The organism is Pediococcus claussenii ATCC BAA-344, from assembly GCF_000237995.1.
GTDB lineage: Bacteria > Bacillota > Bacilli > Lactobacillales > Lactobacillaceae > Pediococcus > Pediococcus claussenii.
This window is the reverse complement of the sequence record NC_016605.1, coordinates 1762678-1787300: the sequence shown is the minus strand read 5'-3', so window position 1 is coordinate 1787300 and position 24623 is coordinate 1762678. Positions and strand designations below refer to the sequence as shown.

Below are 24623 nucleotides of genomic sequence, written 5' to 3'. Positions count from 1 at the left end.
AATGAAAAAAAGAACACCATTTTTTAAGTCAATTAATTTTAAAATAGCTCTAGTGTTTGCAATGTTATTAGTTGTAACGTTGGAAGTCTTTGGGGTTATTTTTGTGCGCCAACTTGAAACTCAAAATTTAAATCAGTTTAAAAGCCAAGTACAGTTACAACCATATGTTGATAATGCGATCATTGACCAGCTTGAACGCAGTAATACTGGTAAAGCTAACCATCAAATTCAACAAATTATTAGTAGTGGAAATAATCAAAATATTTCAGAAATAAGAGTTATTGATAATAAAGGAATTATTCGTGGTACGAGTGATGCCAATGATCAGGCAATTGTTGGGCAAAAATCAACTGATCGAAATGTCAAAAGTGTAATTTATAATACGAGAACTTACCAACAAGTTTCGTATAATCGCGCCAATAATACCCGTTACTTTATTTCAATCGTCCCACTAATTAATACGCAGGGTACGACAAATAATTTAGTAGGTGTTGTTTATTTGCGCGCTCATTTGGAATCTGTATATCAAAATGTTAATAACATTACCCTTATTTTTGTGGTAGCTGCATTGATTGCGATTACTGTTGGTTTGATTTTAGCAATCTTAATTGCTGGAGCGATTACCCGACCAATTGAAGAAATGCGACAGAGGACGATGCAAATTGCTCGAGGTGATTATTCAGGTCACGTTCAAATTTATGGTGACGATGAATTAGGTCAATTGGCTGAGGCAGTTAATAATCTTTCTGTTCGAGTTGAAGAGGCGCAAGAGTCTACTGAATCAGAGCGGCGAAGATTAGACTCAGTATTGGGTTATATGACTGATGGTGTTATTGCAGCTGATCGTCGTGGCAAAATAACAATTGTTAATGAGATGGCAACGGATTTTCTAGATGTCAATGCCGATCAAGTAATAGGTCAGTCTATTTTGGATGTTTTAAAGTTACGTGATAAATACAATTTGCGAGACTTATTTGAAAATCAAGAACAAGAAGTATTAGATCTTTCTGAAGAAGGAAAAGATCTTATTTTGCATGCATCATTTGCTTTGATTCAACGTGAGTCTGGGTTTATTAGTGGATTGGTTTGTGTGTTACATGATGTTACTGAACAGCAAAAGATTGATGAAGATCGAAAGCAATTTGTTTCCAATGTTTCACACGAATTACGTACACCTTTAACTAGCATGAAGAGCTACATTGAAGCGCTTGTTGATGGTGCTTGGAAAGATCCTGAAGTTGCTCCTAATTTTTTGAAAGTTACGCAAGATGAAACCGATCGAATGATGCGAATGATTAATGACTTACTGAATTTATCACGTATGGATTCAGGTACCGCTAAGTTAGATTTGGAGTTTGTTAACCTAAATGAATTATTTAGTCATATTTTAGATCGCTTCGATATGATTCTAAAGAGTAGCGATAAGCCGGAGAAAATGTATTCAATTAAGCGTGACTTTACTAAGCGCGATATTTGGGTTGAAGTAGATACGGATAAGATTCAACAGGTTCTTGATAATATAATGAATAACGCAATCAAGTATTCTCCCGATGGTGGTGTCATAACATGTCGACTCCTTGAAACCCATAATCACGTTATTTTGAGTATTTCAGATCAAGGACTTGGAATACCAAAGGATGCCTTGCCACACGTATTTGATCGATTCTACCGTGTTGATAAGGCACGTTCTCGTGCTCAGGGAGGAACCGGTTTAGGGCTAGCTATTTCAAAAGAGGTTATTCAGATGCATGGTGGTAGAATCTGGGTTGAGAGTAAAGAAGAGGTTGGATCTACCTTCTATATTTCATTACCATATGAACCGTTTGAGGAAGGGGATGCTTGGGAATGAGAAGAACTAGATTTAGGGTATTCTTTAGACATGCTTTTTTAACGGTATTAGCACTGGCAAGTATGGCCCTTTCATGGCTAATATGGACTAATCCAGCACGTTATGAGAGATCACATCAACAAGTTACTAGCGAGAAAGTACAATCTGATCAAGCAACGCGTGAAATGAGCGATGTGGTAACTCCAACACAAGTGGTGTATTCCAATGGTGAACAAAAACAGAGTACAGTTAGTAATACAAAAATTAATTTATCACATATGATTGCCAGTAAAGTTGGAACCTGGAAAATGAAAAATATTCGTTTGGTGGTTAAGGGCAACAAAGAACGTTATTTGGATTATGCAACTGATGCGAAAAGTGTGATGCTTAAGTATGAAGACAACATTACTGGCGATATTTTTAATGAAACATTTAATCAAAGTTTAAAAATGTCAGACCAGTTTGGTAGGATATTAATCCCGCTTGATAGAGGGGGACAGATTTATTTATTGAACGATGAAAACTACAATGTTTATCAAATTGATGTTACCAATCAAGATTTAACTTCGATTAAGTCATTGGTAAAAAAGGCAAATATTCGAAACAATGTTAAAGAAGAGATATTAAATCATAGTTTGATTACCATGTACCAAGATACAGTGGACGCTCCTTATTATAGTTATCAGTTGAATAAGTTGAATAGTAATTTATTCGTTTCAAACTTGTTATCGGCTGCTGATTCAGGTTCAACTAACAGTAAGAAAACAAAAGAGGGAACAGTTTATACTGACGGTAGAAACAGTAAACGATTAGTTATAAGAGATAATGGAACAGTTCAGTTTAACGACTCAACTCGGGGAACTAATTCCTCCAATGATTTGCGCACACGAATTGAGAACAGTTTTTCTCAGTTACGGGAATTGGGAGTACCATTGGATAACATGAGATATTTTAATTATATTAGCAACGATAACCAAATAGTTTTTCGAAGCTTTGTAGAAGGATACCCTATTTTTAATAAAGACGACCTTGGTACGGTGAGAGTTAGTGGAAATAATAATGATCGCCAAACCGATTTTTCAATATATAACCTAGAAATACCAATGCCAGCGCAGAAAAAGAGTGTTAGCCTACCAGATACTAAGACAACATTGAACCAGTTACAGGCAAGTGGATTTGACATGGATGAGGTAGATGGTATTCAAATTGGATATACATGGGAAGGCAATGTAAAGACCGACTCTAGCGTTAATTTAGTTCCGAGTTGGTACGTACACTATAAGAATAAGTGGGTAGTAGTACAAAATTCAAATAACTAAGAGGAGGGGAGTAGGAAATGAATTTTAAAAGGATTGAAATAATCTTTATCATTGTTTTTGCATTTTTGGATGCATTTTTGGTGTTTTCTTTTTGGCAAAATGAGTCAGGAATTAGAACTTCATCGAACTCTGATAAAAATGCTACAATTCTAAGCGAAATGCGGAATGACCAAATTTCATTTTCCCCTCTTTCTAATAAAACGTTAAGGGGTTACTATGCTAGTGGAGAAATTGATAATGTATTTCGTGATACTAAACAATTAGCAGGACAAACAACACGTGTTTCAAACGGTATTTTGACGAGTAATTTATCAACTCCAATATCAATTTCGATTAAAAACCCGAGTCAGACCCTAGATGACTTTGTTGATAATCCAAGTAATATTATTCTTGGTTCGAAATATCGATATAACAGTCATCTTTCAAATGGAAGTCAGGTTGTTTATACGCAACATGTCGATGGTCATTCAGTCTATTCCCATTTTGGTGAGCTAGTTTTCAATGTTAATAATAATGGATTAGTCACGGGTTACACCCAGGGATATATATCTAATGTAGCACCTCTGAGGGAAGAATCAGATTTAATTAGTCAAGCACGAGCTGTTACATGGCTTTATCAGTATAACGAAATTCCAAATGATTCTAAAATTGAATGGGCAGACCTAGGGTATACTCATTTACTTGATGGTAATAATGGTTTAGTATATGTCCCAACATGGGTGATTGGTGTTAAAAGTAAGAATAATCCCAATGTCCAAATTAAACGTATTGATGCATTCACAGGTATGATTATGAAACATGATAGTCAGACAACTGTTACTGATTCTGAGAACGAAAATTCAGCAGCGTCAGATGTGACAGAGACAATTGGAGCGCCGGCCGGATCTTCAGCAACTTCAACGGTTGCTTCGGATAACGCTACATCGTCGTCGAATACTGTTGTGAGAAGCCGGAGTGAACGAATGAATAGCGTTCGCTGAGTTTCATTTTAAGTTAAGCAGTTTATTAAATGAAGTTAAATTTAATAGTATGGGGAGTAATATTTTGTCATCAGATAAGGGATTAAAAGTTAGTGTACTTGCTAGTGGTAGTACGGGAAACGTTACGTATATTGAGACACCAGAACACAAGGTATTGGTGGATGCAGGATTGAGCGGAAAGAAGATTGCTGGGTTGATGGATAGTATCGGCCGAGATTTAAATGATGTCGATTCTCTATTTATTACACATGAGCATACGGACCATATCAAGGGGGCTGGTGTCCTTGCTCGCAAATATAATTTGAATGTTTATGCCAATAAGGGTACTTGGGCTGCAATTGGTAGTAAGATCGGAAAATTAGATAATGCACAAAAATTTATTTTTGATGCCAATACGGTAAAAACACTAGGTGATTTGGATGTCGAAAGTTTTTCAGTTTCTCATGACGCTGCTGAACCGCAGTTCTATGAATTTCATCATGATGGAAAATCTTTTGTAATTCTAACTGATACTGGCTACGTATCCGATCGGGTTGCGGGAACAATTAACAACGCCGATGGTTACTTATTTGAGGTTAATCATGATATGGAAATGTTGCGAATGGGTGAGTATCCATGGCCATTAAAGCAACGTATTTTGGGAGGTCATGGTCATTTATCTAATGAAGATGGTGCTAATGCCTTGATGAATGTGATGGGAAATCGGACCAAAAAAATCTATCTTGGACATTTAAGTTTACATAACAATATGAAAGAGTTGGCGCACCTAACTGTTACTTCAATGATGCAAAATAATGATTTAGGTGTGGGACATGATTTTGAGGTTTTGGACACTGACCACGAAAAAGCAGATAAATTAACACTTATTTAAACAACATGTATTTAATTGTGTTACTTTTTCATAATTTGTTCGAATTTAAAGTGTATTATTTTGATAATAAAGCTCGGAAGGGAATGTAGATCAATGAACAAAAACAATAAGCTAATTTTAACGGCAGCAATTGCTGGATTAATCGGTGGTGGAGTTGCATTTGGTGGAGCCAGTTTTGTGCAACAAAGAATTGATGATAGCTCTACTGCAGTTCCAACTGGTTCTAATTCGGGTGGTACCACAAAGGTTAGTGACGTCAAGGTTAACGTTGATACGCAGTCCGAAAAAGCTTTTAATACAATTAAAGATTCGGTTGTTTCTGTTATTAATTTACAAAAAGCATCAAATTCATCATCGGGTCAAGGCGTAATTGGATCAATATTTGGTAGTGGATCTAAATCGCAAAGTAAGAGCGATTCAAGTCAACTTGAGACCGCTTCGGAGGGCTCTGGTGTAATCTATAAAAAGAACGGGAATACTGCTTATATTGTAACTAATAACCATGTTGTTTCTGGATCTAATTCGTTGGAAATCATTATGAGTGATGGAAAGAAACTTCCCGCTGAGTTAGTTGGTAAAGATTCAATTACTGATTTAGCAGTTTTAAAGATCAATGCTTCTGATGTGCAAAAGGTCGCAAGTTTTGGTGATTCTGACGATATTAAGGTTGGTGAGACTGCACTTGCAATTGGTTCACCGCTGGGATCAGAATATGCTACTTCACTCACACAAGGAATTATCTCTGCAAAGAAGAGAACTGTTTCAACTGCAGCAGAGGATGGGCAAGCTGCTGGCGAGGCTACTGTTATTCAAACAGACGCAGCCATTAATCCCGGTAACTCAGGTGGACCTTTGATTAATTTAGCTGGGCAGGTAGTTGGAATAAATTCCATGAAATTGGCTAGTACTGGTGATAGTAGTGGAACTAGTGTCGAAGGAATGGGATTTGCAATTCCTTCCAATGAGGTTGTTTCAATTATTGATCAGTTAGTTAAGAATGGTAAAATTACGCGCCCAGCTCTGGGAGTTGCAACCGTTGATTTAACTCAGGTTTCAGCTAGTCAACAAAAATCGGTATTAAAATTACCATCAAATATTCAAGATGGCGCCGTGATAATGCAAGTATTTGGCAGTTCTCCTGCATCAAATGCGGGATTAAAGAAATATGATGTTGTGACTAAGGTTGATAACCACAAAATATCTGGTTTATCAGGTTTAAGGGATACGTTGTATAAATATAAGGTTGGGGATAAGATCACGGTTGGATACTATCGTAATGGTAACTATAAAACCGCTAATGTGACCTTGACTGAAACTTCAAATAAGTTAACTGAACAAGCGAAATAGCTTCAATTTAATTTAATTTGTCAAATCCACTTTACTATATAAAGTGGATTTTTATTTTGGCATATACTGATATAATGGGATTTATAAAAGAAAAAAGATGTCACTGTCTGCGGTTAGCCATAAATTTATTTTATAATCTGAGGAGAGGGTTATAGAGTGGATAACTTTTTAAGAGATTGAAGCTCAGTTTACAATTTTTTGCCAATCTGTGGATAACTTTGTGGATAACTTGAACAAGTGTTCAGGAGTTATTCACAAATACTGTTATGTCGCCCTTAAGAACTTCTTAATAAGTTATCCACAGGTTGGTGTGAATTGTGTGGATAAAAAAATTGCTAACTGAAATTTAAGTTCATAAATGCTGATATATAGGCGATAGTTGCTTGTGGATTGAAACAAAATATTTGAGAAAAAATTGTGGATAACTAAAAAACTATTGACATTTTAACAGAAAAAGGAAGCCCATTAAAATGGGATTTTAAAAAATCAGGGTGTTCATAACTGGGTATAACCTGTGGATAACTTTGTGAATAACTCAAATGAGGTGTGGATAATTTGAATATTAAGATTATTGGTGTGGGAAAGTTAAAAGAGAAATATTTAAAGCTGGGAATCGCAGAATATTCCAAAAGGCTACAACGTTTCTGCAAATTTGAGATAGTAGAAGTAAGTGATGAAAAAGCTCCAGAGAAACTCAGTGATGCAGAGATGAACGAGGTAAAAATTCGTGAGGGAAAACGAATTTTAGATCATATCAAAGAACGAGAGTATGTTTATACTTTGGAGATCTTAGGAAAAGAGCGAACATCAGAAGAATTGGCAAAGGAGATTGCTAATTTAACTACATACGGGCACTCTGATATTACGTTTGTGATTGGCGGATCATTGGGATTGAGTAAAGAGGTTATTAAAAGGGCAGATGCGCATATTTCATTCGGAAAATTCACTTTGCCGCATCAATTAATGCGTTTGGTGTTAACGGAACAAATTTACCGTGCGAATATGATTAACGCAGGAAGCACTTATCATAAGTGATGCAGTTTATTCAAATAACTGAAACATTGTAAAAAGGAATTATGAGGATTCTATTGGAGGAGATTTGGATGATTAAAGATCCATCATTGTATGAACTATTAAATGTACAAATTAAGGAGCGAGACATAGAACGTTTTTCAGAATCTAATCTAGCATTGATTGATATTTTAAATCCGTTGATAGACGCGGAACAATTAGCGGCACTCGTGTCACCCGCAAGGAAGGCCAACCGATTAATTACTCAGATACAGAAAGCAAAACAGTTGAACCTTAAGGACCTTAAGGTTACTGACGCCCAATTACTATTTGGTTTTGGATTAACAGCAGTTGGTATGAATGCACTTCGTAAAAAAATGCCTGAAGGTTTTGATATTTTAATGATTAAAAAAGCGTTTCAGAATGACCCAACAATTTTTGACCAACGAAGTGAAGAAATTACGGAAATAGTCGAAAAATGGACAGATTGGCAAAATACTGAGGATGCAATAAAAACTTTTACGCCTGATGATGATAAGTTAATTGAACGTGCCGAAATTTTGAGAAAACAGTGGAAAAGATTAACTGAACAAGATGTTGTAACACCCGAAGAAAAACAGAAACAAAAAACACTTAAACTTTTAAAGGTTAAAAAGATTCCAAGTACATTATCAGAATTTATAAAACAGGATTTTTACCAAAAAAAGCTCTTTGTGGATCGTTTAAACGGGTGTACTTTACAAGAAATTGGCGAAAAAAACGACCTATCGCGTGAAAGAGTCCGCCAAATTACGACAAAAATCATAAAAAAATTGCCTGTCTTTGAAGATGTACAACCATATCGAAACCTATTAGCCCACTATGACTTTAGTTTAGAAGATTTCGAATGGTTTACTAAAAAACCAGGCTATATATTTAGATATATTCGGTTACTTGATGGAGCAGGTGAAGGTCGAACCAGTTATGAATTCATTTCTGGTGCTAGTGATATTTCAGAAGCGGAAAAGCAGCAGTATGCGGTTGAACATAAATTATTGTTAGCAAGTAATGGTACGGTTCAAGCCTTAAGTAGTCGGGCAATTTATGAAGATGTTTTGAACCTACTTGCAAATAAAACTGTATCTGAGACAGAATTTATAACAAGTGTAAATGAGTATGTTAAAACAAAAAATTTACCGTCGGAATATTTGATATCAAAGAGTCATGCGTTAGAAGCTGCAATTCAGCGTTTACCAGTTGTTTATCGTGGTCATGGCCATTTTCGACAATATCAAATTGATGATGCTAAAGATTTTATTGAGGAATTAGATCAATTATTTGATGTGTTTCCGGGTATTTATGGTGTGAATTATTTCTATAAGTTAAATCCAGATTTAATGGAATTATTGGATATTCATAATGGAACAGAACTTGCTAATGTGATTAAGCAACTGGGAATTTCTAAATTTCCACATATTTTCAAAATTGTTCGTCAATCTCAGGTGTGGATAGGTATTGGGCATCAAGACGACTTTTATATCAATGCTTTACAACAATTATCCGGCAAAACATTAGATGAGGTTGTAGATTATTTTAGTGATGAGTATGCGTTTAGTTCAAGTACGACTCGAACGACTTTATTAAGAGATTATCGGTTATTTTTCAAAGATAATGTTGTTGTCAATGAGTATTGGGAACCTCAAAATCCGGTTTTCTTTGATCGAGTTCGGCGTGAATTAAAGCAACCAATCTATAGTGAAGAAAAATTTACTCAGATAATTAGGCGTATTGATGAGCAGGCGCGGTTAAACCCTAGATTGGCTATTCAATTAGGGTATATTCAACGTGAAATATTATATGTTAAGGAACAATACTCAAAACAAGGTGAAGCTATTGATGCAATGTTAGATCAGGCCCAAATTAGTGTTTCAGAAGTTAAATCACTGAATAACCTGGCAGTTAATGTCCGATTACGTGAATTGGAACGAACGCACCAATTAGTTTTGGTAGATAATGAGCATTTTAAGCGAATAGATCAGTTAGAAAAGGTCGGGATCACAAAAGCAACGATTCAAGAATTTTTAGATCAAGTGAATGAAAAAGTAAATTTGAATCAATTTTTTAGCTGGACATCTTTGAAGAATGACGGATTTGAGTCACCATTAAGTGACCTAAATTTAAAAAATGAATTTTACCAGAATATTTTATTTTCAACTGGAGAATTCACTAAAATCATCACTAGAGAACCGCTTTTTATTAAACTAAGTTCTAACAGTACTGTTAGAACTAGGATTAGCGATTTTTTAGTACAAGCAATGCCCGAAGATGTAATGTTCGTCGATGATCTACTGCAAGTACTTCGAAATTATTATGGACTCAAGTTTAGCCGTGAAAAATTACTAGGAAAAGTAAATCAAATTGGCGGAACTATATATTCTCCGCAACTAGATTTAATTTATCGTGATAAGTCAATTATGGTTAACGATAGCCAATTTAATTTAAAGTAGATGGGGAATTGTTAACAAGAATAGACTTCTGATTTGGATATTGATCCAATATCAGAGGCTTATTTTGGGTTGTGTATATAATGACGGCCTTATTTTTAAGACTAAACTAGTATGTCTATTGTGTTTTTTGCAAAAAATCGGCGGCCTGTTTTTTTGTTAATGAGTAAGTGTCACCGTACATTTTCCACTTCAATGGAAGCTTTAAAGAATAATTTTTGTCTTCAATAAATTGACGCTGTGTATTTAATCGAGATAAGTCATGATGTGCTTGTTCTTCACGCATTATGGGTTTTCTGGCTCTAAGAAAGGCCAATAAATATGCATGCTGAGAACCACCTTCACTGGGGGACTTTGCATATTTAAGTGCTTGGTGTCGAATTCCTTGGAAAGTATTCTTTTCCTTGGGAGTGCCTGGGCCATGTACAACAAGTGCATCATAATAAATATATTGGCCTAATTGACCTAAATGGTCTTTTTTTGAATACTTTAGTGCGGGCTGCATATATTGTTCATTTAAAATAGCATCTTGAGCTTTAATAAACCTTGAATCATCAGCGGCCTTTTTCCATGCAACTATAAAGTTTTTACCCAAACCTTTGTGGGAAGCTGAACCGTTAACTTTTTTCAGAGCGAGTAGATACTTTGCTAAAATATTATTCCTTGGGCGCAGGTGGGTATATTTTTTAACGACTGCTAACATATCTCCAGTTCCAGAGGTGAAGCCAATAATACCACCAGTATAGCCTCGTCCGTCGCCAATATCTTCAATATAGGAGTACTGTTTTGTATAATCAGTTGTTGAATTTTCTGCACTTGAAACTAAAGCAAATACAGTTGAACGAGCTATTCCCGTCTTAATCGTACCCATCTTGTCTTTGGATTGGTTATCGTTAGACATACAGCCGGCAAGAATCAATCCTAATAATAAAATAGTGGAGAATAATTTAATGTAGTGTTTCATTGTAAGTACTCCAATTCATAAATATTAAGGATAAAGGGCATAATTTATCAGTATCAAGTAAACTTTTACGTTTTGCAACAAACCATGTCTAGACTAAGCATATCATAATACCCTTAGAATAAATTCATTCGGTTGTTCGGATAAATGATGAACAAAGTACCTTCAAATAATGTGTAGTCCTGTTTATGAAGTGCCAAATGCAAAGCGATTTATATGCATTATATTTTGTAATCTTATTTGAACACAATCAGTGCTAACATAAAGATATGAAAACACAAAGAGAAATAATGACCAGCGGGGAACCGTATCAGCAATTTGATAAGGAACTAATAGAGCGACGAAAGTACATTCGAGAACAATTATTAATCTGGAATAACAAATCTGATAATGATGAGAGAAATAATGGAATAAAGCATTTACTAGATGAAGTTGGTGAAAACTTTTTTGTGGAGAGTAACTTTAAATTTGATTATGGATGGAATATTCATATTGGAGATCATTTTTATGGGAACTATGACATGACTTTTTTAGATACTTGTCCGATCACGATTGGCGAGCATTGTTATTTTGGTCCCAATGTTGGTTTATATACCCCTATCCATCCTCTCGATCCTATGCAACGAAATGCTGATGTAGAGATGGGAGCACCTATTAGTATTGGTAACAGTTGTTGGTTTGGTGGAAGAGTGACTGTTTTGCCTGGTGTTACTCTAGGAAATAATGTTGTGGTTGGAGCAGGATCAGTAGTTACTAAAAGTTTTGGTGATAATGTCGTGATTGTGGGGAACCCCGCCAGAGTAATAAAAAAGATACCGCTTTCATCAAAATAATGACTTAACAAATCGTTAATTAAGTATATGATTAGTAGTGACAGGTATGACGTTTTTCAATAAAAACATTGATTAAGCGACGCTATGCAGGTGTTAAACCAGCATACGTTGCTTTTTTTATTGCCTGAATATAAGAGAGAACACATGGGAGGAATTTTTTATCTTACACAGTAAGAATGTCGATCGGGCCGTATTTATTCCAACGGTAACTTTGTTTGGGATAGTTTCAGCAGTTTTAATTATTGGCGGTCCAGCCGTTCAGCAATTTATGAACGCGTTGTTGTCATTCATTACAACTAAGTATGAGTGGTTGTATGTTTTGGTTTATGTCCTTAATTTTATCTTTTTCATAGTTCTGATTATGAGTAAGTTTGGTAAAATTCGTTTTGGAACTCCAGATAAGAAAAGGGATTTTAGTAGTTTTCAGTGGGGCAGCATGGTTTTTGCAACGGGAATTGATGCTAGTATTCTAATGTTAAGTGCCACTGATCCATTACTTTATTTACAACATCCAGCATTTGGAGCACGTCCTCTTTCGAAAGCAGCATACATATATGCCAACATTTGTGGAGAATTTAATTGGGGACCAATGGCTTGGATGATGTTTGCGACTGCGACTATTGCGATTGCTTATACGATGTATGTTAAAAAAGTTCCTGTTAAACGATTAAGTACGGTTATTCCAATAATTCAGGGAAAAAGATGGGATAAGAAGTTTATACGACAAATAATTGATTTTCTCGTCATTTTTGGAATTATGGGAGGAATTGGTTCATCCATCGGGATGGAGATTCCAGTTATAGCTAAGGTATTGAGCTTGATTCTTGGTGTTCCGGATACTATATATTTAAAATTAGCTCTTTTTATGGTTTTACTAGTTTTATTTTCTTTAACAGTTTATGCGGGTCTAAACAAAGGAATAAAGAAAATATCGGCTTGGCACATTTACTTGGCAATTGGTTTTTTGTTAATTGTGCTATTAATTGGACCCACATTTAGACTTATCGGTGGCGAAGTACAGACTTTGGGTGGAATGTTTAAAAACTTTGTTAGTTTATCCTTTAATAAAGCTAGTGCGGGGTCTAACAGTTATGCCCAACATCAAACTCTGTTTTACTGGGGCTGGTGGTTATCATACATGCCTGTAATGGGATTATTTATTGCCAGAATTTCGCATGGAAAAACAATTCGACAGGTTGTTCTTGGAATGATGACTTATGGAGTTGGAGGCTGTTTAGCATTCTACGCCGTCCTAGGAGGATATGCGCTTTGGTTACAACAATCAGGTGTTGTTAACTTAGTCCATATTCTAAATACACAGGGACAAGCTGCAGTTCTAGCAGCCCTGATTACAACACTCCCAATGAGTAAGTTGATGTTAATTATTTTTTGTGTATCATGCTTTGTATTTTTAGCAACAACAATATCATCATCGGCGTTTATTGTCTCATCGTTTACGAGTTTGGATTTATCTGGTAATAGACAGCCTAGCCGTTGGAACCGTATGGCATGGGTTTTTGTATTCATTTTATTTTCATTAGGAATTGTTATCGTAGGTGGATTTGAAACAATTCAGGCGATTTGTACAATCGCGGGATTTCCCCTGATTTTTGTTTGCATGTTATTGCTTTATTCAATTTTCCAAGAAATAACAGAACAAAGCGATCTTCGGGTTCCAGCCTTGGACTTATTACAATTACCAAGATTGAGCAGTCGAATTTTTATGATGCTTTCACGAACGTTTGGTGTTTTCAATGGTTATAATGAAAATAACTAGCTGGATTACAAACTATACTTCTTAAGGTTCAAAGTGAATTTAAGCGGTCAACTTATGTAAATTAAACAATTTAAAATTAGATCCAGTAAGATTCAATTAAATTTGAATCTTACTGGATTTTTTGGTCAGGCTGAAGATGAAGTTAAAATCGATCAAGCTTTCTGGAACTTAGGGTCCTCATTTAGGAAAAGAGCGTCAAATGAAGGCGAGACATAAGTCGGGAAAGGTTGCCACATAGGAACTGGCACTAGTTCGTGAATAGTAGATGTTTTGTTCCACAAAACGTAGATACTCATACGTTGTCCATTCCTATGGGCCAAGAACGCCACATAGGAACTGGCACTAGTTCGTGAATAGTAGATGTTTTGTTCCACAAAACGTAGATACTCATACGTTGTCCATTCCTATGGGCCAAGAACGCCACATAGGAACTGGCACTAGTTCGTGAATAGTAGATGTTTTGTTCCACAAAACGTAGATACTCATACGTTGTCCATTCCTATGGGCCAAGAGCGCCACATAGGAACTGGCACTAGCTCGTGAACAGCGGAATTATCTGACCTATTTCTTACGTTTTTGCTATTTAGTTTGGAAAATAAATTTAGATTTTAGTTATGTTACAGCTCCTTTTTGTATGGATTTGAGCAAATATCATGTTTTTAAAATTTGTGCAATTAGACACACTGATAAGGTGTAAAATATTGTTGGAATTATTTAATGCTCTTAGAAATTTAAAGTTATAACTTGCGAAGACGAGGATGAAAAATATGACACAGATACTATATCTTATGCGACACGGTGAAACAGAATTTAACAAACAGCATAAAATTCAAGGTTGGTGTGATTCGCCTTTAACTGAGTTTGGTAGACAACAAGCACAGATCGCAGGTAAATATTTTAAAGAACATAATATCCAATTTGATGCCGCTTTTTCTTCAACTTCTGAGCGTGCAAGTGATACATTGGAATTAGTGACTGATACACCTTATACAAGGGTTAAAGGGTTGAAGGAATGGAATTTTGGAGTATTTGAGGGAGAATCCGAAACATTAAATCCTGCCAAGCCATATGGCGAGTTTTTTGTACCTTATGGTGGTGAATCGGAAATAGATCTGCAAAGAAGAATGTCTAAAACTATTTTAGATATTGTAAGTAATACTGATGCGAATACGATTTTGATGGTTTCGCATGCTGGAGCGCTTCGCCAGTTTATGCGCGTTTGGCGTCACACTAGTGATGTATACCAAGAGGAACATTTGGGGAATTGTGCTATTTTAAAATATTCTTTCGATGGAACTGATTTTCAATTATTAGAGGTTATTAACCACGATTTTTGACCTACTTTTATTAATGAAAACTTCTGGATGCGCAGAATTACAATTACTTTCTAGTTAGCAAGTATTTGAAATAGGGTTTGCGAGTAGAATTAATTCCTTTTTATACTATAAGGACTTACAATTACCTCAAAATATCTAATGAGGTGATGGCATGGCTGAAAAAATATTGGCAGTGTATGGGGTTGGAAAATCTGGATTGGGAGAGGCATTAGGTTCAGTTTTTGGTAAAAATGGTTACACAATTGCTTTGCTGGAGCGAAATCAAGATCATTTGAATCAAGTTAAAGCTAATCTGGAAAAAGATGGGATTAAAACTGAATCGATTCCTGTTGATTTAGCAGATTTTAAGAGCGTTGATGATTCTGTTAGAGCTATCTCTAAGTTGGGCGACTTAGATACAGTGGTATTTAACGCAACGGTAAGGAGAAAAGGTCGCCCAAGCACGTTTACTGGTGATGAAATAATGGAGGATATGGCAGTGAACCTGGGTAGCGCCGTGGAAATTGCCAGTCAAACAATTCCCATCTTAAAACAGAATAAGGGTGCTATTTTATTTACTAACAGTGTAGTGGCATCAAAACCTGGTACAACTGATACATCGCAATCAATTGGAAAAGCAGCAGTCCACAACTTCGCACTGTCACTCAATAAGGACTTGAAAAAGGATGGAGTTTTTGCTGGATTAGTGAATATTTGGACTTATATTCGTGAAGGGAAACTTGGAAAACAGAATCCACTTAATATTGCCCAAGCATATTATGATTTAGTACAAAAACGGGATGAAGTTGAGTTTGTGTATGGAAAATCAAATTAGCTCTTTAAAAAGGTGAGTTTTGAATCTGTAGATAGTTCTGACACATAATGATAATTTAAACGGTTAAATTTAGTTAGCCCTGTCAGTTCATGAACGTTATTTTCCGCCATAAATCGGACCATTTCACCGCGAGCCATTTTTGCTAAAGTGGCTCGCGTTTTTATTTTACCGTCAATTATTTGTCCAAATACGATGTCAACAAGTTGATTTTGGTTATTTAAATAACGCCGGATAATTTTAGAGTATTCTTGGGATGCGAGGTTGATAATGGATTGATCCGAATTATCGAGGGCTGTATATAATTTATCTCCCCAAAATTCATACAGATTATTGTTATTACCCATCTTAAGAGGTGCTTGCATTTCTAAACGGTAGGGCACTACACCATCAAAAGGACGTAAGATCCCATAAAATCCAGACAAGATACGAAGATTACTCTGTACATAGTTCAGTGCTTTTGATGTAAAAAGATCGGGAGCCATGTATTGATACTGAATTCCGGAATATGCGATGATTGCTGGCGTTAAATTTTGATAAAGGTCCGTTTTTTGTAAAATCAAGTAGTTTTCTTGTGCGATTTTATCACTACAATTCCAAAGATTTTTCAATTCGGTGTAACTTTTTTGGGTTAATACGTCTAAAATTTGATTGGCTTCATCTAAATATTGAGGTAACGCATTATTAGAAAAGCTATCGGTATCAACTTGCATTTTTTTAGCTGGAGAAATAATGATTTTCATAGTAGGCCTTTCAAAAATATTTATGCATATATTATACAAGTGATTATTGAAAAGTAAAAAACGATGAAATACTAATGTTTTGTGATACGCCTTAGAATAAAACTTATTGAATGTCATTTTAATTATGCTGAATTTATCAGTCCAGGTTGTCACGATTGTGAGTGGTTCGATTCATAATCATAAATTTAGGTGTGAGTTATTTTTGACAAGCAATCTGCATAGTGTCATATTGCATGTATGAATAATTAATGGAGGCAATTATATTATGGCTGAACAATTACCAACTGCAATTCAAAAGTTTATTGATACAACTAATAATGCTGATTCAGAGGGATTTGTGTCAGTATTTACGACTGATGGTTCAATCAATGATTGGGGAAACGAGTATGACGGAACTGATAGAATTGCTCGTTGGAACCAAACTGATAACATTGGAAAACAATCCCACTTTGAATTAGTTAATTTTAAAGATCAAGGTGCTAATAAATGGCTTGTAAATTTGAAGGTTACGGGGAATGGGTTTAACGGAACGAGTCCATTTACATTTGAAATTGAAGGCGCAAAGATTAAATCAATGGTGATTTCACCAGATTAATTGAAGTTCAAATTGAAATAAAAGGCGAGGTATAAGTTAGGACTGGTAGGCATTGACGCTCATCGTAATAGCTTATATCTCGTTTTTTTATTTTTTAATAACCCATGGTTAGAATAACATTTTGGCTCCCATGAAGATTAATATAATTCCCATAAGAGGACGTAAAATACTATTAGTTCTTCCAGGAGTACTCATTTTCTTTAATAGAAAAGGTGTAAACGCTGCGCCAATAACAGAACCGATCATTAAGTAAATTCCAAAGTTCCAATTAATATTTCCCGCTGACATATGAAACAGTAACCCTACTAAGGTATTAAAAACTAAAACATATGCAGAAGTTGCGGCCGCCTGAATCATATCTAACCCCATTAGTAAAAGACCAGCTACAATCGGTCCTCCACCACTTAATCCGGCAATACCAACCATTAAGCCGCTTAAAATACCAAAGAAAATTGCTTTGCCAGTTGAAGAGGACCTATCCTGTGTTTCATCATTTTTAGACGAATGTGTTTGCCATAAAACTTGGGCGCCTAATAGTATTAAAATAAGTGCCACAATCCAAGTATAAATATTCGCAGGGATGTAGTGTGAAATTAGTGAACCAACAATTGTGGCGGGAAGTGCGGACAGTAGCATACGATTACCAATTTTAAAGTTAATATTACCGGATCGATATTGACTGTAAGCACCTACAATTAAAGCTGGAATAGCAGTAAATAATGAGGTTGCGGCAGCAGAAACTGCGGAAAGTCCAAATCCACTGGTTAGGATACCAAGATATATAGCGGCACCGCCACCTCCCATTGCAATTACGATAAAACCAACGAGAAAGCCAATTAGAATTAAAAGAATTTGAGACATTTAAATCACTTTCTTTCATAGAGTAAGTTTTTAGATACTGATTCGGTTACAACGCTTGTGTCAAGTTGATTCATTAAATCAGATTGGTAAAACCCCTTTTGAATGACAAGTGGATGTCGTAAACCGTAAACTGTTAAACGGTAGTGATGAATTCCAGAACGGGGTCTGGGACCTTGATAGTGCGATTCTAAATTTTCGTGAGTTGATTTTAACTTCCAAAGAGGTTTGCGAATTCGTTGAATAATGGAAATAAGACTGTTTTTTCCTTGAGGATAATCCACTTTTAAACTTAAATCCGCTTCAATTTGAACTTCATCGTAAGTAACAGGATAGTTGGCGAGTTGCCAATGGATCCAAGCAAAGCCAATTAATGGAATAGTGTCGTAATCAATCAATGTCCAAGCTAAATAGTGTGTTTCAGAACCTAAGTTTGAAATATTAAATGGAAATGAATGTTGGTTTATACCATTTGTGAGATTTTGAGTATCCGTATTCATGCCGAATTGATCAGGTATAATATTGTTATTAAATGTTGTAGTTACGTTCATAGTTTAGCGTTTCGTCCTTTCAAAACAATATGGAGATTATATTTTACAAGTTGTAAAATGTCAAATGTGGAGGTGCTTATTTTGAAGCAAAAGCGAGATCTATCATCAGAAAAAATAATTCAAGCAACGATTAAAATAATTGAGAAAAGGGGAGCAGAAGCCGCAACCTTTCGGAACATTGCAGACGTTTTAGAGTGTAAAACGCAGGCGCTATATTTTTATTTTAAAAATAATCGCGACTTGTTGATTGGGGTTGCCCAAACTTATTTTAAGGAAATGAATGCAGAAATAGGGCGAAGTTGTGTGGGATTAATTGGCGATGAAGCGATTATTGAATTAGCTTTGACGATTAAAGATTTTTCGCTTAAGCACAAGAATGTTGGTGTGGCAGTCTTCAGGATACCTAAGATTACTGAAGATCCAGAAACAGAGCTGATTTTTAAAGAAATTTCCAATACTTTAAAAAAATATATCGGAGATTTCGTTAAAGACGAACGAGAAATATTAGTTATCGCTAGAGGGGTTCGAGATCTAATTCTTGGTGAAGTAATTAATGAGAGTGTTGGCTGGTTTAAGAATCCGATGATCACGCAAGATGATAGTTTCACGTGGAACCTAAGGCAGATCATGAATGTAAATTAAAAATAAGGAGTAAGAATGTGGGTAAAAAAGTTGGGTGCGTTTTTTGTGAAAAAAACTCACAAGAATATTTATTGGAAAATGATTTAGCAGTGGCGTTTTGGGATATTCATCCGATGACAAAAGGACACTTATTAATAATACCGAAGGATCATGAAGAAACGTTTTTTGATTTATCGGACCAACAAAAGAGAGCGATGGATAAATTATTAGTAGAAGCCAAAAAAATGCTGGATGAAATGTATCATCCAGCTGGATATAACATTTTTGTACATGTTGGAAAGCGCGCTGGACAAAAGGTAATGCACGCACATTGGCATTTAGTTCCGGCGTATTAATCATTATTTACGGTTGATGCCCCAAACGTTGTGGATAATGAGGTTACCAATATTCGTATTTGTAACATCTTAAAAAAGTTCTTTTGTTCATTGAATATGTAATTTGTTGCCCAAAATACCTTGATAGAACAACAGTGTAGCTTCTACTTGCCCATTGAAGGTTAAAAAATGGAACGAAATTCATAATAATTTCTACTTTTTGATATCGGAATTATACTATACTTTAAGCTTAACAGTAGTATTTAAGCCATGTATGTGGTACTTTAAGGTTTGTATAACAAAGGTTGAGGTTATGAAATGGATAATAAAATAGCTATACTTGTAGATTCGTGTTCGGATGTACCAGCAGCGATAATGGAAAAAGATTATATAGAAATGATTCCAATGGAAGTTTACTTTGGACAAGAAAGTTTACGAGATCGTGTGGACATTGAACCAGATGAATTCTATGAACGTTTAAAAAAAGCGAATAAGTTGCCTTCAACTTCGAGTCCCACGGGAGAAAGTATCCACAGTGCATTTCAAAGCTTGATTGATCGCGGATATAATCAAATTATTGCAATCTGTATATCCAGTGCATTATCTGGCACGGCACAGCAGGTTTCAATTATTTCTGAAGAATTCCCTGATATAATTACTAATGTTATTAACACTAAAAACATTGGAATTGGAAGCGGACTTACAGCTGTTTATGCTTCACAATTGATTGACAATGGAATAAATTTTGAAGAATTAATCACTGAGCTTGAAAGGTCGGCACTGAAAACGAAGGTGTTTTTCTATGTACCAACACTTGATTATTTAATTGCAGGTGGCAGGATAGGCCGTGTTTCTGGAATGGTTGGATCAATTCTAAAAATCAAACCAATTATCTCTTGTGATTCTGATGGTGTTTATTATCCAGTAGCAAAGGCTCGTAGTGAAAAATCTGCAATTTCGAAAATTAAAAGAACAATAAGTGAATTAATTGGAGAATCTAAAAATTATAATTTAGCAGTAGTTCACGGTAGCAACCCAACTTTAATGGAAAATGTGTATGAAGAATTCAAAGAGAGCTTTGATGGCTTTAAGAATATATTTAAAGGAGACATTTCGCCTGCTTTGGGAGTTCATACAGGTCCAGGCTTAATTGGGGTCGGGGTTCAGGTACTGGATTAGCAAGAGTACTACACTTGATATTAATTTCAAATGTAGTAATATGTTTGATGTATTTAATTATTCGAATGCTAGAATTTAAAAGGAGTTTGCCATGGATACAGATAGTAAGACTGCTGTGTTAACGGAGTTTAAAAAAAATATTCCGTTATTAGATGTGTTATCCGATGAGCGTCGCCAACAGATGATAATTTTCTTAGGCGAAAGTGACGAAGGGTTAACGGTTGGAGAACTGACAAATATGATGAATCTTTCGCAACCAGCCATTTCCCATCACCTCAAACAGCTTAAGGACTTAAGTTTAGTATCAGTTGAACGACGCGGGACAAGTAATATTTATCGTTTGACAATTGGGGATGCGTTGGATCAAGTGCAACGTTTGATCAATGTACTTCGGGAAGACAAAAAATTAACAAGGGAGTAGTCTTTTGTTTTTTTGCGTATTTATTTATGTATTCGAATGAATAGATTCTAAAGTTTATAAAGGAGTTTTATTTTTTATGATTCGTAAAGAGTGGAAGTTTATTGGGCATAACAGATTGATTTTAATGTCCGTTTTAGCTATTATTTTTATTCCTTTCCTATATAGTATTTTCTTTCTAAAATCAGTCTGGGATCCATATGGGGATACCAAAAATTTACCAGTGGCGGTTGTTAATGAAGATCAATCGGTTAAATATCAGGGGAAGACCTTTGATGTCGGTAATCAGATGATCAAGAATTTGAAGCACAACAAGCAACTTGGGTGGCATTTTGTATCAAAAGATAAAGCAATGGAAGGTATGAAGGACAAGAAGTATTACACGATTGTCACGATTCCTAAAAACTTTTCTAAAAATGCCTCAACGGTAACTTCATCTGATCCAAAACAGATGCAAATTAAATATAAAACAAATGATTCGTTAAACTATATTGGTAAAGTTATCAGTGAAGTTGGAACAGATAAACTATTGTCACAGGTTCGGGCTAGTGTAACTAAGGCATATGCAACAACAATGTTTGACACTATCAAGTCGACTGGTAAGGACGTAAAGAAGGCAGCAGACGGTGCTACAAAACTATCAGATGGTGCGTTTAAACTTGATGATGGCTTGAAACAGTATACAGCGGGCGTTTCTAAGCTACATAACGGAATCGCAACAATGGCGGTTCAAGTTCAACCTTTGCAGGCTGGTGTTGCACAGTTAGCGAGTGGCTCAGGTCAACTTGCTAATGGACTTGACACTTTGAATGGAAAAACTGGTCAATTAGCGGGCGGAGTAAACCAACTTGCTAATGGAGCCTCACAGTTGGCAGGTGGCTCAAGTAAAGTAACCAATGGATTAGGCACTGCCCAAAGTAGTGCTGCCAAGTTAGCAAATGGAGCCTCACAAGTAGCGGGCGGTTCTGGACAAGTCACCGCAGGATTAGGTGTGCTTAATGGAAAAGCAGGTACATTGGCTAGTGGGGTAAATCAATTGTCCAGTGGCGCTTCGCAAGTGGCTACCGGGTCGGACGCGGTTACAAAAGGATTAGAACAGTTACAGAATAAATCCAATGCAATTGTAACCGGAATCACTAAACTATCAAACGGTTCAATTCAATTAAAAGTTAAGACTGCCCAATACGTTGACGGTGTTTACAAAGTAAACGATGGTATTCAACTTATTAATGGAAAAACTGGTTCGTTAATTGGTGGTGTAACACAATTGTCTGCTGGCGCTGCTGAGTTAAATAATGGAGTGCACGAATACACAGCTGGAGTTGCCAAGGCAGGAGCGGGTAGTAATAATTTAGCTGCTGGGCTAAAAGAGTTAAAAGAACAAACAGATCCGCTACAAGATGGTACTGCTGCATTAAATAACGGTGCAAAGGCTATTAATAATGGTTTGAGTCAGTTGACAGAACCTAGTCAAACCCTGACTGCTGGATTAAATAATTTATATAACTCGCTTGGTGATTCCAAGACAGCTAGTGAGGTAAAGCAGTTACAGGATCAAATGGGAAGTATTAGCACTCAATTATCTGATTTAGCTAAATCAACTGGTGGAGATGTAAGTACTAGTGATTTATCTTCACAATTGGCGACAATAAAGAGTGAAGCCAGTGATCTAACTACAACTAAAACGACAACTTCTTCTACACCAACAACAAGTAAAGCTGCAATTAGCCAAGCTGAAATTAACAGTAAAATTGATGCGGCTGGGTTAAGTGCTGAAGATGCTCAAAAGGCGAAAGCTGCATTAGCCGGAGTGGCTGACAGCACATCTTCCTCCGCAACACAGGCAAGCAATACTTCAACGACTGTTGATCAAAGCAAGCTGAGTCAGTTACAGAACGATATCTCAACGGCTCAAGGTGAAGTTGATAAAATAGGATCAATCTCAAAACAGCAATCAGATTTAAATCAAAAGCTAAATAGCTTGAGTCAACAATTAAGTTCCGTACAAAATGGTGTTGGTAGCATGGGATCACAAAATACTGAGCTAGCAGAGACTGTAAAAGAATTATCGGCAGGTTCTCAAAAAATTACAAGTAGTATTCAGCAACTTGCGGCAGGTTCGAACACGTTATCTACCCAAATTAATGATTTTTCCGGGAAGGCATCTGCGCTGACAACTGGAGTTACTTCGGCAGTGGATGGGGCTAATGCTTTGGCCGTTGGAACTAATGCACTGAACCAAAACTCCAATAAAATTAATACAGGTGCCGCTCAATTAAATACGGGATTGTCACAGATGCAATCACAAATGCCTGAATTACAAAGTGGTATGAGTCAAATTGCCCAGGGTGGAAGTCAGTTATCTAATAACGGCCCTGTTTTGAATGGTGGAGCAAGTGATTTGTCTAACGGTTTAGGCCAAATGCAATCACAAATGCCACAATTCGTTGGTGGAGTCCAACTATTAACGGGTGGTTCATCTAAAGTAACTAACGGAGCTCAACAAGTGAGTGGTGGTTTAAGCCAAATGCAGGGCCAAATGCCACAATTGACGGCTGGAGTTCAAAAACTTTATAACGGTTCTTCACAAGTAACCAATGGTGCTAACCAAGTAAGTAGTGGAAACAGTGCCTTAAGCTCAGGACTTGGACAACTCTATAGTGGCTCTTCACAGGTAACTAGTGGTGCGCAACGATTGGATGCTGGTTTGGCACAAATGCAATCGCAAATTCCAGCATTAGTTTCTGGAGTAAGCCAGCTAGATAATGGAGCACATCAACTTAACGGTGGAATTCAAACCTTAAACAGCAAGGTGCCGGCACTAGTATCTGGGGTAAACCAACTTAATGATGGTGCAGCTCAACTTGATTCTAAGTCTGGCGAAATTGAAGATGGTGCCAATCAGCTTGCTAAGGGAAATAGCGAACTTGGTACAAAACTTGAAGCGGGTGCAGAAAAAGTTGACGGACAGCATTTGGATAATGCAAATGCTAATATGTTTGCAGCACCTACTAAGTTAAGTCATAGTAGTTATAGTTACGTTCCAAATTATGGGCATGCATTAGCGCCTTATGTCTTGTCATTAGCGCTTTACGTAGGAGCAATCGTCTTCAACTTTGCATATCCTATTCGTAAGATTGCAGAACGTGGTAAATCCGCTACACAATGGTTCTTGAGTAAAGTATCAGTTGGTACGGCCGTTGCTGTTGCGATGGCAATTATTGAAGCAACTATTATGATGTGGGCTGGAATTCACCCAGATCATGTTGGCCAATATTACGTTACATCGATTATGATTGCGTTAGCATCAATGTATATAGTCATGTTCTTATCAATGGCGTTTGATAATCCTGGGCGCTTTATTGCGATGATTCTGTTAATGTTGCAACTTGGTGGTTCAGGTGGTACGTTCCCAATGCAAATTACCAATGGTTTCTATAATGCTATTCATCCATTCTTGCCGTTAACTTACTCAATCATGTCATTCCGTGAAGCAATTTCTTCAGGTCTTGGTTCAGTAACGTTCACACAATCAATGGCGGCCTTAGCTGGTTTCTCGATATTAGCATTAGGATTACTTTGGATTAGTATGGTAATGTTGCAGAATAAGCATATGCAGGGTAAGTCACAACTTGATAATAACCAAGAACTACAGGCAGTAGAAAAATAATTATAGGGGTTTAGCTTCCTAATCAATGGGGCTGGCCCTTTTTTATTTGTAATAATGATATACTTGTTTAAATGATAAGTTAGTTGTTTGGGGGA

At 36.2% G+C, this 24623-nt stretch carries 21 protein-coding genes; 17 read left to right on the top strand and 4 right to left on the bottom strand.

Features of this window, described 5'->3' with window-relative positions; genetic code table 11:
• The first annotated feature begins 1 nt into the window (after window position 1).
• From walK to PECL_RS08720, 7 genes are all read left to right on the top strand, one after another.
• On the top strand, window positions 2–1849 hold the full coding sequence (walK, locus tag PECL_RS08750; protein ID WP_014216236.1) for a cell wall metabolism sensor histidine kinase WalK: 1848 nt from the start codon (window positions 2–4) through the stop codon (window positions 1847–1849).
• Entirely contained in the window at window positions 1846–3147 is a 1302-nt protein-coding gene (locus PECL_RS08745) for a YycH family regulatory protein (protein WP_014216235.1), read from the top strand. The genes walK and PECL_RS08745 overlap by 4 nt, the downstream gene beginning before the upstream one ends.
• A gap of 17 nt (window positions 3148–3164) precedes the next feature.
• Window positions 3165–4127: a two-component system regulatory protein YycI gene (locus PECL_RS08740; RefSeq protein WP_014216234.1), complete on the top strand. Its 963-nt coding sequence runs from the start codon at window positions 3165–3167 to the stop codon at window positions 4125–4127.
• A gap of 64 nt (window positions 4128–4191) precedes the next feature.
• Window positions 4192–4998 carry an MBL fold metallo-hydrolase gene (locus tag PECL_RS08735; RefSeq protein ID WP_014216233.1) on the top strand — a complete coding sequence of 269 codons (807 nt, stop codon included), beginning with the start codon at window positions 4192–4194 and terminating at the stop codon, window positions 4996–4998.
• A gap of 93 nt (window positions 4999–5091) precedes the next feature.
• Complete coding sequence (locus tag PECL_RS08730; protein WP_014216232.1) at window positions 5092–6345, top strand: S1C family serine protease; 1254 nt, start codon at window positions 5092–5094, stop codon at window positions 6343–6345.
• 555 nt (window positions 6346–6900) lie between these two features.
• On the top strand, window positions 6901–7380 hold the full coding sequence (gene rlmH / locus PECL_RS08725; RefSeq protein WP_014216231.1) for a 23S rRNA (pseudouridine(1915)-N(3))-methyltransferase RlmH: 480 nt from the start codon (window positions 6901–6903) through the stop codon (window positions 7378–7380).
• Window positions 7381–7448: 68 nt separating this feature from the next.
• On the top strand, window positions 7449–9842 hold the full coding sequence (locus PECL_RS08720; protein WP_041534670.1) for a sigma factor-like helix-turn-helix DNA-binding protein: 2394 nt from the start codon (window positions 7449–7451) through the stop codon (window positions 9840–9842).
• A 115-nt stretch (window positions 9843–9957) separates the two neighbouring features.
• Here PECL_RS08720 and PECL_RS08715 read toward each other — a convergent pair whose 3' ends face one another.
• On the bottom strand, window positions 9958–10803 hold the full coding sequence (locus PECL_RS08715; protein ID WP_014216229.1) for a chitosanase: 846 nt from the start codon (window positions 10801–10803) through the stop codon (window positions 9958–9960).
• Between the two features lie 266 nt (window positions 10804–11069).
• Between PECL_RS08715 and PECL_RS08710 the strand changes: the two genes are divergently transcribed.
• The 4 genes from PECL_RS08710 (at window position 11070) to PECL_RS08695 (ending at window position 15561) form a co-directional block, all read left to right on the top strand.
• Window positions 11070–11633, top strand: coding sequence for a sugar O-acetyltransferase (locus PECL_RS08710; protein ID WP_014216228.1), 564 nt, complete (start codon window positions 11070–11072; stop codon window positions 11631–11633).
• Between the two features lie 211 nt (window positions 11634–11844).
• On the top strand, window positions 11845–13410 hold the full coding sequence (locus PECL_RS08705) for a BCCT family transporter (protein ID WP_014216227.1): 1566 nt from the start codon (window positions 11845–11847) through the stop codon (window positions 13408–13410).
• Window positions 13411–14177: 767 nt separating this feature from the next.
• Window positions 14178–14747, top strand: a complete 570-nt coding sequence (locus PECL_RS08700) for a histidine phosphatase family protein (RefSeq protein WP_014216225.1) — start codon at window positions 14178–14180, stop codon at window positions 14745–14747.
• 151 nt (window positions 14748–14898) lie between these two features.
• Window positions 14899–15561 (top strand): SDR family NAD(P)-dependent oxidoreductase, encoded by a 663-nt coding sequence (locus PECL_RS08695; RefSeq protein ID WP_014216224.1) that lies wholly within the window; start codon window positions 14899–14901, stop codon window positions 15559–15561.
• On the opposite strand, the gene yaaA is transcribed toward PECL_RS08695, so the two are convergent.
• Window positions 15558–16301, bottom strand: coding sequence for a peroxide stress protein YaaA (gene yaaA / locus PECL_RS08690; protein WP_014216223.1), 744 nt, complete (start codon window positions 16299–16301; stop codon window positions 15558–15560). The two genes, PECL_RS08695 and yaaA, sit on opposite strands and share 4 nt — an antisense overlap.
• A gap of 265 nt (window positions 16302–16566) precedes the next feature.
• Here yaaA and PECL_RS08685 point away from each other — a divergent pair, with 265 nt between their 5' ends.
• Window positions 16567–16896 (top strand): nuclear transport factor 2 family protein, encoded by a 330-nt coding sequence (locus PECL_RS08685; RefSeq protein WP_014216222.1) that lies wholly within the window; start codon window positions 16567–16569, stop codon window positions 16894–16896.
• Window positions 16897–17004: 108 nt separating this feature from the next.
• On the opposite strand, the gene PECL_RS08680 is transcribed toward PECL_RS08685, so the two are convergent.
• Both PECL_RS08680 and PECL_RS08675 read right to left on the bottom strand, forming a co-directional pair.
• Entirely contained in the window at window positions 17005–17757 is a 753-nt protein-coding gene (locus tag PECL_RS08680; RefSeq protein ID WP_014216221.1) for a sulfite exporter TauE/SafE family protein, read from the bottom strand.
• Window positions 17758–17762: 5 nt separating this feature from the next.
• Window positions 17763–18305 (bottom strand): YbhB/YbcL family Raf kinase inhibitor-like protein, encoded by a 543-nt coding sequence (locus PECL_RS08675; protein ID WP_014216220.1) that lies wholly within the window; start codon window positions 18303–18305, stop codon window positions 17763–17765.
• A gap of 81 nt (window positions 18306–18386) precedes the next feature.
• On the opposite strand from PECL_RS08675, the gene PECL_RS08670 reads away from it, so the two are divergent.
• From PECL_RS08670 to PECL_RS08650, 5 genes are all read left to right on the top strand, one after another.
• On the top strand, window positions 18387–18947 hold the full coding sequence (locus tag PECL_RS08670; protein ID WP_014216219.1) for a TetR/AcrR family transcriptional regulator: 561 nt from the start codon (window positions 18387–18389) through the stop codon (window positions 18945–18947).
• Between the two features lie 17 nt (window positions 18948–18964).
• Window positions 18965–19282 (top strand): HIT family protein, encoded by a 318-nt coding sequence (locus PECL_RS08665; protein ID WP_014216218.1) that lies wholly within the window; start codon window positions 18965–18967, stop codon window positions 19280–19282.
• 297 nt (window positions 19283–19579) lie between these two features.
• Window positions 19580–20440 carry a DegV family protein gene (locus tag PECL_RS08660; protein ID WP_014216217.1) on the top strand — a complete coding sequence of 287 codons (861 nt, stop codon included), beginning with the start codon at window positions 19580–19582 and terminating at the stop codon, window positions 20438–20440.
• Window positions 20441–20531: 91 nt separating this feature from the next.
• Complete coding sequence (locus PECL_RS08655; RefSeq protein ID WP_014216216.1) at window positions 20532–20861, top strand: ArsR/SmtB family transcription factor; 330 nt, start codon at window positions 20532–20534, stop codon at window positions 20859–20861.
• Between the two features lie 76 nt (window positions 20862–20937).
• The gene (locus tag PECL_RS08650) at window positions 20938–24528 is read left to right on the top strand and encodes a YhgE/Pip domain-containing protein (RefSeq protein WP_014216215.1); all 3591 of its coding nucleotides are present in this window, start codon (window positions 20938–20940) and stop codon (window positions 24526–24528) included.
• The last annotated feature ends 95 nt before the right edge of the window (window positions 24529–24623 follow it).